Origin of the sequence: Gordonia oleivorans (genome assembly GCF_040044975.1) — a bacterium.
Taxonomy (GTDB): domain Bacteria; phylum Actinomycetota; class Actinomycetes; order Mycobacteriales; family Mycobacteriaceae; genus Gordonia; species Gordonia oleivorans.
The window spans coordinates 1-10811 of sequence record NZ_JBDZDI010000009.1 but is presented as its reverse complement, the minus strand read 5'-3'; the positions used below and the strand labels follow the sequence as shown (position 1 = coordinate 10811).

Genomic DNA, 10811 nt, shown 5'->3' with positions numbered 1-10811 from the left:
TGACAGACCGTGTGCGTCGGGTCGGAAATCCGGCGGACATAACCATCCAGGTCAAGGAGAGAATCGAGTGATTCAGCAGGAGTCTCGCCTGCGGGTCGCCGACAACACCGGTGCCAAGGAGATCTTGTGCATCCGTGTGCTCGGCGGTTCGTCGCGGCGCTACGCCAGCATCGGTGACGTCATCGTCGCCACCGTCAAGGACGCCATCCCCGGCGGCAACGTCAAAAAGGGTGAGGTCGTCAAGGCCGTCATCGTGCGCACCACCAAGGAGCGCCGTCGCCAGGACGGAAGCTACATCCGTTTCGACGAGAACGCTGCCGTCATCCTCAAGGGTGAGAGCGATCCCCGTGGAACCCGCATCTTCGGCCCGGTCGGCCGCGAGCTGCGTGAGAAGAAGTTCATGAAAATCGTGTCGCTGGCACCGGAGGTGATCTGACATGAAGGTGCACAAGGGTGACACCGTGATCGTCATCTCGGGCAAGGACAAGGGCGCCAAGGGTAAGGTCATCCAGGCCTTCCCGAAGGACGAGCGTGTTCTGGTCGAGGGCGTCAACCGCATCAAGAAGCACACCGCGGCCTCGGCCGGCGAGCGTGGCGCATCGTCCGGCGGCATCGTGACCCAGGAGGCCCCCATCCACGTGTCCAACGTGATGGTCGTGGACTCCGACGGCAACCCGACCCGCGTCGGATACCGCGTCGACGAGGAAACCGGCAAGAAGGTCCGGATCTCGCGCAAGACCGGGAAGGACATCTGATCATGACCACAACTGAGAAGGTCCAGCCTCGGCTCAAGCAGCGCTACCGCGCCGAGATCAAGGACGCACTGAACAGCGAGTTCGACTACGCCAACGTGATGCAGATCCCGGGCGTCGTCAAGGTCGTCGTCAACATGGGTGTCGGTGACGCCGCCCGCGACGCCAAGCTGATCAACGGCGCGGTCGCCGACCTCGCCCTGATCACCGGCCAGAAGCCGGAGATCCGTCGTGCTCGTAAGTCCATCGCGCAGTTCAAGCTGCGTGAGGGCATGCCGATCGGCGCGCGCGTCACGCTGCGCGGCGACCGCATGTGGGAGTTCCTCGACCGTCTCGTGTCGATCGCACTTCCCCGTATCCGCGACTTCCGTGGTCTGAGCGACCGCCAGTTCGACGGCAACGGCAACTACACCTTCGGTCTCAACGAGCAGTCGATGTTCCACGAGATCAACATCGACAACATCGACCGGCCGCGCGGCATGGACATCACCGTCGTCACCTCGGCCACCAACGACGAGGAAGGCCGCGCACTGCTGCGCCACCTGGGCTTCCCGTTCAAGGACAACAACGCGAAGGACAACTAAGATGGCCAAGAAGGCTCTGATCAACAAGGCCAACAAGAAGCCGAAGTTCGCCGTGCGCGCCTACACCCGCTGCAACAAGTGCGGTCGCCCGCACTCGGTGTACCGCAAGTTCGGCCTGTGCCGCGTGTGCCTGCGCGAAATGGCACACGCCGGCGAGCTGCCGGGTGTGCAGAAGTCGAGCTGGTGACTTCCTGCCGGTGATCTCACCGGCAGCACAGCACAACTGAACCCAAGACCCCGTCTCCCACGTGGAGGCGGGGTCTTGCGTGCTCTCGGGAGCTGCTGAAAGTGGGGGAAGAATGTTCCTCCCCCACTTGTCATTTCGTTCTCGGGAAAGTGCTGGGGGAGGAACCCGAAGGTGGGGGAGGAAGTTTCGTCTCGATTGGTAGAGGCGGCATCGGTGGTCACCCGTGCTGATCGCTCGAGTGTCCCTCGTCCGGAGGAATGTTCGGCGATGACCGTCGCGGGTCCAGGCCATGGGCGGCGCCGGACCATACAATTCAAACTCTCATCGATCGCTACCGCGGCGTCCTGACACGACGGAACCCAGCCGTGTACCACGCCGAAGGACGTCCGACATGCTGAGTCCCGGTTCGACATTCGCCGGATATCGGATCGAGCGTCTGCTCGGGCAAGGCGGGATGGGTGCGGTGTACCTGGTCACCAACCTCGCACTCGATCGGCCTGAGGCGCTCAAGATCATCTCCATCGCCGACGATGACCACCAGTTCCAGCAGCGGTTCACCCGAGAGGCGCGAGTCGCCGGGGCACTGAGTCATTCCGGCATCGTGGCGGTGAATCACCACGGCATCGAGGACGGACTGCCCTGGTTCACCATGCCGGTCCTGAACGGTCACGATCTCACCGAGGACCGCCCCACCGTCGACGAGACGCTGGGGGTGATCGCCCGCGTGGCCGACGCGCTCGACCATGCGCACCGGAACAACGTGATTCACCGCGACGTCAAGCCGGCCAACATCCATCTCGGCCGTGGCGCCGACGGCCGGGTGGACCGGGTCACGGTCCTCGACTTCGGCATCGCCAAACTCACCACCGAGACCGGATTGACCAGTACCGGTGCCTTCATCGGCACGCTCACCTACTCCGCGCCCGAGGTCATCGACGGCCGCGGGCTGCTGCCGGCCTCAGACCAGTACAGCCTGGCGTGCACCGCCTACGAACTGCTCACGGGGACACCACCTTTCGAGGCCCGCGTCCCGTCGGTCCTGATGGTTGCCCACCTGTCGCGACCCGCTCCGCCGATCGGCACTCGCCGTCCGGCCCTGCGTGCGCTCGATCCGGTCTTCGCCCGTGCCCTGTCCAAGGATCCCGGCCTGCGGTTCCCGGACTGTCGGAGCTTCGCCCGCGCTCTCGTCGATCCAGCGCTGGCCGGTGCTGCACCCGGGCGGCCGACGCAGTCGACGGTCCGACCACCAACTCCGGGTAGTCGTCCGCCCGGGACGGCCACGATCGCCGGTACATCACCGACCGGATACCCACCCGAGGCCGTACGCGCGACGACCACTCGAGCGGCCTTTAGCTCGGTCGATCCCGTCGGCCGTCACAAGCAGGGAGTGCGACGGCGACTCATCGTCGTCGGAGCCGTCGTGTTCGCCCTCCTCATCGTCGTCGTCGGCACGGCCGTCGTTCTGAACAGGAGTACCGGAACGGACCAACCTGGAGATGGCACCGAACGTGCCGCTGCGCAGGTCGTGCCGATCAGACTCGGCACCGTCGCCACCGCGCAGCAGCACACCTGCTCGGTCCGGGACGGTTCCGCATTCTGCTGGGGTGGAAATGACAAAGGAGAGGTCGGCGACGGGACGACCATTGCGCGCACCAAGCCAGTCCGGGTGGCCGGACTGACCGATGTGACCGCGGTCGGCGTGGGTTGGTCCTTCAGCTGCGCGTTGGCGGGTGGAAAGGTCTTCTGTTGGGGCGGCGGGGAAGACGGCGCGATGGGCGATGGTGGTGGCCCCGACCGCCGCACGCCGGTTCAGGTGCCGCTGCTCGGCGAGGCCACTGGACTAACGGTGGGAAAATGGCATGCGTGCGCACTCGTCGACGAGCAGGCCTACTGCTGGGGTGAGAACAAGAATGGTCAACTCGGGGACGGCAGCACCGCCGACGTCGCGCCCGTGTCGGAGGTTCGCGGGCTCGAGAGCGTCGATGCGATCTCGGCCGGATGGGGGAGCACGTGCGCCGTGGCCGGTGGGTCGCTCTTCTGCTGGGGTGATAACGAATACGGACAATTGGGCGTCGGCCACTCCGGGGATTCACCGAGTCCCGCGCGTGTGTCCGGCCTGAGCGGTATCACCCAGGTCTCGGTGGGGACGTGGCATGCCTGCGCGACCGACGGCGATCGCCTGTGGTGCTGGGGAGACGGCGACAACGGGCAACTGGGCGACGGTGGCACTGCGGCAGGCACCAACTCGCCTCGGTCAGTGCTGAACCTGACCGATGTTGCCGCGGTCAGCGCCGGATACGCCAACACCTGCGCGGTTAGCGGTGGCCAGGTGTCGTGTTGGGGCTCCAATGACAAGGGCCAGATCGGCGATGGAACCTTCACCGATCGGCTGGTGCCGACCGCAGTCCCTGGGTTGACCGCCCTCTCGGACGTGAGTGTCGGCAACGAAACGGTGTGTGTGGGCGTGGCCGATGGCGTCAGCTGTTGGGGCGACAACGATTACGGCGAACTGGGGGATGGAACCCGAGGCGCCAGCCGGAGTGCGCCCACCCAAGTGGTCTTCCCGTGAGCGCACGGACCGTCGACTTCCTATTGAGGAGGACATCTTCATGTCATTGACTCCCGGCTCGAACTTCGCGGGCTATCAGGTGATTCGGCGGTTGGGTCGCGGTGGCATGGGTGAGGTCTACCTCGTCGAGAATCCGCAACTCCGGCGGCAAGAAGCCCTCAAGGTGATCGGGAGTGCGGTCAGTGCGGACCCGCAGTTCGCGGCGCGCTTCGCCCGCGAGGCGCAAACCACTGCGGCACTGGATCATCCGTCGATCATCCGGCTGTACCGGTACGGGGTGGAGGACGACGCACCGTGGTTCTCGATGGAATACCTCGCCGGGTCGGACTTGTCCGGTGTTCGGCTGCCGGACCGAGAGGTCGTCGACGTGGCGATGCGGGTTGCCGATGCTCTCGACTACGCCCACTCCCGTGGCGTCGTGCACCGCGACATCAAGCCGGCGAACATTCAGGTGGGCCGTGGAACACGTGGCGAACTCGAGCGCGTCACCGTCCTCGATTTCGGCGTCGCGAAGCTGTCCGCCGCCACCGGGATGACCGGAACCGGAGCATTCATCGGGACGATCTCGTACTCGGCACCCGAGGTACTCGACGGCGTCGAGGCGTCCCCGGCATCGGACCAATATAGTCTCGCCTGCACGCTATTCCTCTTGATGACCGGCAGCGTACCGTTCCCGGGCGACAGCCCGTCGATGGTGATGATGGGCCACTTCCACGCGACACCCTCGGTGAGTGCGCTACGTCCGGATCTCGCTGTGCTCGATCCGGTCTTTCAACGTGCACTGGCGAAGATCCCGACACAGCGGTATGCGTCCTGCCGTGAATTCGTTGCTGCACTCGCACAGGCGATGTCGGTGGCGCACCACGCCGGCGCGACCCGACCCACACCCGCTTTCCCGCACGTGGCCCACCACTATGACCCGACCCAGATCGGACCGTCGCACCCGGTGCCCGGTCGGCCTCGTCGTCGCATCACACGACTGGCGGTGGCAGTGGGCGCGGTGGCCTTGGTCGCCGTGCTTGTCGGCGCGGTGATTGCGGTGGTGCAGAACCGCGACTCGTCGTCCGGTCCGGGACCGGTTGCGGCTGCCGTGCAGAACGGTGTGTCACAGGTGGCTGCCGGGACGTCGTTCAGCTGTGCGGTGCGCGACGGAGATGTGTACTGCTGGGGAGCCAGCGAAGGCGGCGTCCTGGGTACTGCTGCGAGGACGACGTCGCCGACACCGGTGCAGGTCGCCGGGATATCGAAGGTGTCGGTGATCTCGGCGATCAACGACAGCGTGTGCGCGGTGTCCGAGGGGAACCTGTTCTGTTGGGGTGTCGACGTCAGCGCGGAAATGTCTGGCTCAGAAGACAATCGGCCGCATACATCCATCCCCACCAAGGTGGACGGGCTGGCCGGGGTGACCGCGGTGTCGATGCAGAATGACGGCATCTGCGCTGTCGCCGACGGTGAACTGTACTGCTGGGGAGAGAACAAAGCCGGGCAACTCGGCGACGGCTCCACCACCAGCCGCGGCACTCCGACGAAGGTGCCGGGTCTGACTGGAGTACGCAGCGTTGCGTTGGCGTATGCGACGACGTGCGCTCTCGTGGGCGACCGGGTGTCGTGTTGGGGCTACAACAAGGAAGGCAACGTCGGTGACGGTACGACAGTAAATCGGCTGCAGCCCGTTCCGGTGGCCGGGCTCGGCGATGTATCGGAACTGGGCAGCGTCCACAACGGCTTCTGCGCCGGTTCGCAGTCGGGGCCTCTGGAGTGCTGGGGACGATGGCAGGGTCCGTACGTGATCGGGGCCGATTGGTCCAACCCGCTGGCCAAGCCTGAGTTCGGACTCACCGGCGTGACGGTCCTTGCATCCGGCGGATACTCCTCCTGCGCAATCGCTTCGAACGGACTGCGGTGTTGGGGCGATGGCAACTCGGGCCAGCTGGGCAGCGGTTCGACGACACTCGCCGACGGCGAACTGACCGCGGCTCCCTCCGGGATCTCGGACGCAAGTGCGGTCGCCGTCGGCACGCTGCACGCGTGCGCCGTCGCCAATGGCGGCGTGTACTGCTGGGGAGACGGCAGCAAGGGTCAACTCGGCGACGGTGGTACGGACATCCGCGCGACTCCGGTTCGGGTCAACGGCATCTGAGCGCCTGTCGCGTTCACGTTCAGCGTTCCGCGGAACGCTGGGCGGGTCTGCTCAGCGCCTTGAGACGCCACTGCGTTGGGCTGCGTGCCAACAGGTCTCGCCGTCGTCGACATTCACTGCCGCGCCGTGTCGCTGGAATTGTGCGGCTACCCCACCAGCCACAGGTTGGGTGTACACACCAGCGGGACATTCGCGCCAAATGCGCGCAGCACGATTGTCAGCGGACATGAAAAACTGCCCATGGGCGGTCACGAAAGTGCCCGCTGACGGCCAATAAGGACTGCCCATCGGCGGTCAGGAAAGTGCCCGTCGGCGGACACGATTTTGCCCACACCTGTCTCATCCGGCGGCGCGTCTGCGCTGTGCGGGCCTCTCCCGTGGCTTCGATAGCGATGCCTAGTCGTATCGAACTCACTCACGGGAGAGACCCATCTTGAAGTCTGACGGAGAACTCATGGACATACTCAATGCCTACGACCTGACGGGGTCGTATCGGGCTGCGGCCGAGTTGTGCGGCTGCAGCCATCACACGGTGAAACGGGCGGTTGACGACCGTGCCGCCGGGCTGGCGCCGGTGGTGCGCCGCGCCCGATTGATCGACGACTACCTGCCTCATATCGAGGGGTGGGTGGTGGATACGAAAGGAAAGATCCGCGCCGACAAGGCACACGAAAAGCTTGTGGCCCTTGGCTATACAGGGAATGAACGTACCACACGGCGTGCGGTCGCGGAAATGAAAGCGCAATGGCGCGTGGGTAATACGCGAGTGCACCGGCCGTGGGTGACCGAACCCGGCCTGTGGGTGCAGTACGACTTCGGCGACGGGCCGGTTGTTGATGGCCGCAAGGTGGTGTTACTGGTGGCGTGGCTGGCGTGGTGCCGCTACCGGGTGGTGATCGCGCTGCACGACCGGACCGCGCCGAGCGTGTTCGCCGGTCTGGATCGGGTGTTCCGCATTCTCGGTGGCGCCCCGTCGTATGTGTTGACCGACAACGAGAAAACGGTCACCACTGGCCATATCGCCGGGGTACCGATCCGCAACCGGCAGGCGGTCAGTTTTGGCCGCTACTACGGCGTCACAGTGCTCACCTGCGAGCCGGCCGACCCGGCCACCAAGGGCGGGGTGGAGAACGCGGTGAAACTGGCCAAGGCCGATATCGTGCCGACCGACACCAATCTGCTCGACGCCTACGAGACCTTCGGCGATGTCGTGGCCGCGTGTGAGCAGTTCATGGGTGAGATCAACGACCGGGAGCACCGCACCACCGGACGACGTCCGATCGAGATGCTCGCCGCCGAACGCACCCGACTGCATCCGATCCCCGATCTGCCGCACACCACCGGGTTGGGGGTGACTCGCCAGGTCCCCCGCAACACGCCGATGATCTCGTTCGAACACTGTCAATACTCTGTTCCGGCAACACTGTTGGGTCAATCGGTGTGGGTGCGTCATCACCCCGCCACCGATGAGGTGATCGTGTGCGCGCTCGATGACGGCGGCCCGACCGAGGTGGCCCGACACCGCCGTACCAGCCGCGGTACCCCGGCGATCGATGACGCCCACTTCCCCGACCATGAACCGAAAATCCCGGGTGACTATCGGATTCGGGCACGCAACACCGACGACCACGCGTTCCTGGCGATCGGCGAGGGCGCCGGATTGTGGTTGAAAGAAGCCGCCGCCGTCGGCACCGAACGCATGCGGGAGAAGATGCGCCATGCCGTGTCGCTGGCCGCCCTGCACACCACCTCGGATGTGGACTGGGCGTTGGGCCATGCCGCGGTACACGGCCGATTCGCCACCGGTGATCTCGACTCCATCCTGGCCGCCAAAGACCTCGACCACACGCGGCACCAGGCCTCGGAGAACACCTCGCTGGCACAAGGAACCAAAGTCTGGAACATGTTGGGCAACAACACTATCGACGACGCCTATCTCGGCGAGGAGGAAACACGATGACCACAACAACGATGTTGCCTGCAGAAGTCGAAACGTTGATGCGGCAACTGCGGCTGCCCCATGCCCGCGCGATCGCCGGTGACGTGCTGGCAACCGCACGGGCACAACGCTGGGACCCCGCCGAAGTCGTCAAAGCATTGCTCGCCGAAGAATCCGCAGGCCGCGCCCGATCGATGTTGGCCTCACGCCGCAAATCGGCGAACTTCCCGACCGGCAAAACCTTCGACGTGTGGGACGAAACCGCCTCCTCGATCCCCGTACCCACCCAGCACGCCCTGCAAACCCTCGAATGGGTGCAGCGACGCGAGAACCTCGTGGTGTGCGGACCCGCCGGCACCGGCAAAACATTCTTCCTCGAAGCCCTCGGCCAGAAAGCGATCGAGGCCGGCATGCCCGTTGCGTGGTTCAGCCTCGAGCAACTCGGCACCCTGGTCCGCGCGCACCGCGCCGATGACACCCTGGGCAAGGCCATCGCCAAGATCGTGCGCGCCGAACTCGTCGTCATCGACGACGTCGGCCTGCTGCCAGTAGGTGCTGACGCCGCAGAAGGGCTCTACCGGGTCGTAGAAGCCGCCTACGAACGCAAATCGGTGGCCGTGTCCTCCAACCTGCACCCATCCGGTTTCGACGAACTCATGCCCAAAACACTGGCCACTGCCACCGTGGACCGGCTGCTGCACCACGCCCACCTCTGCCAGACCACCGGCGACTCCGTGCGCCTGGCCCAAGCACTCGCCGGGAAGGGGGTCACCGCCCTGAACTGACACACCCCCGGTGGCGGACCAACGGTGGGCACATTCATGTCCGCCACCGGGCACCCCCCCGTGACCGCCTACGGGCAGTTCCCACGTCCGCCTGTGGGCACTTCCCGATGTCCCTTGACACACGATTGACGTCGCGCGCGGTGAATAGCTCAGCGCGAGGTGATCGGACGTGTCCTGCGGGCACCCGTCCTGCAACGTGATGTTGCGGGTGTTCTTTGTCCCGGGTGGAAAGAACGTCGAGGTGTACGGGGTGGTCACCTCGTCGTAGCGCGTACCCACGATGGTGTACTTGATGTCGCCGATGGCGTAGACGCCGCCGCTGTTCAGGTTGTTGATGAACGGTGAGTCGTACACCTGCTGAATACCCGCCACACCCACGCCCAAAGTGATCGGTCCCAAGACGTCGATACCCAGATTGTTGATGGTCCGGCCCAGGGTGGCGATGCCGTCGAGGGTGGTGCCGTTGTTCGTGGCACCGAGGGTGACGACGTTGGCGACCTTGTTCTCGCCGCCGTTGAATCGGATGTACTGGCGCAGGGAGATGCCGCCTTGGGAATGACCGACCATATTGACCTTGGTGGCGCCGGAGGACGCCAGAACCTTGTCGACGAAGATGCCGATTTGTTTCCCGGATTTCACGATGTCGCCGGTGGCGTAGACGCCGGGCACCACCGCTCCGAGGCCGCCGCCCTGCGTCAGCGGCTGAATACCGTAGTTGAGTGCGTACACGCAGAATCCTGCGCGCTTGAGTGCCGGCGAGATCATCGCCCAGTTGTTGACGGCATTCTCCCAGGTGCCATGCACGAGCACGACGGGTTCCTGACCGGCCTTGGGCTTGCATGACCAATCGTTCGAACCGGGCGGCGCCACATCGGGGTTGGTCAGGCCGTAGGCGAAGGCGGGCAAAAATGAGGTCTGCTCGGGACCAGAACCGGTCGGCGTGCGCCAACTGCTTTCCCCGTTGAGAAGAAATGTCTCGGTCGCGGCCGCAGCGGGCCTGCTCCCGTCGTCGATGGCGTTGAGCAGATCCTGTTGGGTCGTTGCGGTCGCCGGACCCGCCAGTGTGAGAGTGAGGCAAACGCCGGTGGCCACGGCCCCGATACCGGATAGAACTCGGCGCGTCCAGTGTCGGCGCGGTCCGGTAATCGTCCGCGGTGACGTCTGCGTACGTGACGGCATCGCCACTCCCTCGTGGTGATGTGCTTCACGATGCAGGCGAGCCAGTGCTGTGCATCGCAGATGTCGACGTAAGTTATCACGTCCCTGCGAGTGCAACGAACCTCCGATTCGCCGGTTGATCGGTCACGCGCGACCGGGCTTTGAGTACCGGCCGCGGGTCGGTTGCCGGCAGTCTTCAGCGTTCCGCGGAACGCTGGGGATTGTCGGCTAGGCGGCGTGGGCGAGTTCGGTGGTGCGTTGTTCTCGGTGGCGGTGGTCCCAGATGGTGTAGAGGACTTCGGTGGTGTAGCCGAGGTCGAGTTTTCCGGGGTTGATGGGTACCACGGCGTCGTGGGGGATGGGTGCGGGTTGCCAGCCGTTGGGTGTGTGTTGTGTTGGGGCGGTGAGTATTTCGGTGCCGTCGGTGCGGTGGAAGGTGAAGTGTTGCAGGGCGTGGGTGGTGATGGAGAACGCTCCTTGGTGGAGGGCGCGATGGTGGGTGGAGCAGAGCAGGATGAGGTTGTCGGGGTGGGTGTCGCCGCCGCGGGACCACCAGGTGACGTGGTGGGCGTGCAGGTGGCGGGTGCGTCCGCAGCCGGGGTAGCGGCAGGTGTGGTCGCGGTCGAGGATGATGCGCATCATCGCGGCATTGGGTGAGCGGCGTTTGCGGCCCCAGAGGGCGACGACGCCGCGTCGG

The 10811-nt window shown here is 65.2% G+C and carries 9 protein-coding genes and 1 pseudogene; 8 read left to right on the top strand and 2 right to left on the bottom strand.

Annotation, left to right across the window (positions count from 1 at the left end):
• Positions 1–67: 67 nt before the first annotated feature.
• From rplN to istB, 8 genes are all read left to right on the top strand, one after another.
• On the top strand, positions 68–436 hold the full coding sequence (rplN, locus tag ABLE92_RS14685; protein ID WP_348805526.1) for a 50S ribosomal protein L14: 369 nt from the start codon (positions 68–70) through the stop codon (positions 434–436).
• 1 nt (position 437) lies between these two features.
• The gene (gene rplX / locus ABLE92_RS14680) at positions 438–755 is read left to right on the top strand and encodes a 50S ribosomal protein L24 (protein WP_348805525.1); all 318 of its coding nucleotides are present in this window, start codon (positions 438–440) and stop codon (positions 753–755) included.
• Positions 756–757: 2 nt separating this feature from the next.
• Positions 758–1336: a 50S ribosomal protein L5 gene (rplE, locus tag ABLE92_RS14675; protein ID WP_348805524.1), complete on the top strand. Its 579-nt coding sequence runs from the start codon at positions 758–760 to the stop codon at positions 1334–1336.
• Between the two features lies 1 nt (position 1337).
• Positions 1338–1523 carry a type Z 30S ribosomal protein S14 gene (locus ABLE92_RS14670; protein ID WP_006370432.1) on the top strand — a complete coding sequence of 62 codons (186 nt, stop codon included), beginning with the start codon at positions 1338–1340 and terminating at the stop codon, positions 1521–1523.
• Positions 1524–1914: 391 nt separating this feature from the next.
• Entirely contained in the window at positions 1915–4092 is a 2178-nt protein-coding gene (locus ABLE92_RS14665; RefSeq protein ID WP_348805523.1) for a protein kinase domain-containing protein, read from the top strand.
• Positions 4093–4132: 40 nt separating this feature from the next.
• Positions 4133–6232: a protein kinase domain-containing protein gene (locus ABLE92_RS14660; protein WP_348805522.1), complete on the top strand. Its 2100-nt coding sequence runs from the start codon at positions 4133–4135 to the stop codon at positions 6230–6232.
• A 433-nt stretch (positions 6233–6665) separates the two neighbouring features.
• Positions 6666–8192, top strand: coding sequence for an IS21 family transposase (gene istA, locus ABLE92_RS14655; RefSeq protein ID WP_348805521.1), 1527 nt, complete (start codon positions 6666–6668; stop codon positions 8190–8192).
• On the top strand, positions 8189–8956 hold the full coding sequence (gene istB / locus ABLE92_RS14650; protein WP_348805641.1) for an IS21-like element helper ATPase IstB: 768 nt from the start codon (positions 8189–8191) through the stop codon (positions 8954–8956). Before istA ends, istB begins: the two co-directional genes overlap by 4 nt.
• 264 nt (positions 8957–9220) lie before the next feature.
• On the opposite strand, the pseudogene ABLE92_RS14645 reads toward istB, so the two are convergent.
• Positions 9221–10135 (bottom strand): annotated as a pseudogene (locus ABLE92_RS14645) (esterase/lipase family protein); the annotation flags it as partial.
• Between the two features lie 207 nt (positions 10136–10342).
• Positions 10343–10811: HNH endonuclease (locus ABLE92_RS14640; RefSeq protein WP_348805520.1), on the bottom strand; the 469-nt coding region annotated here is incomplete at its 5' end.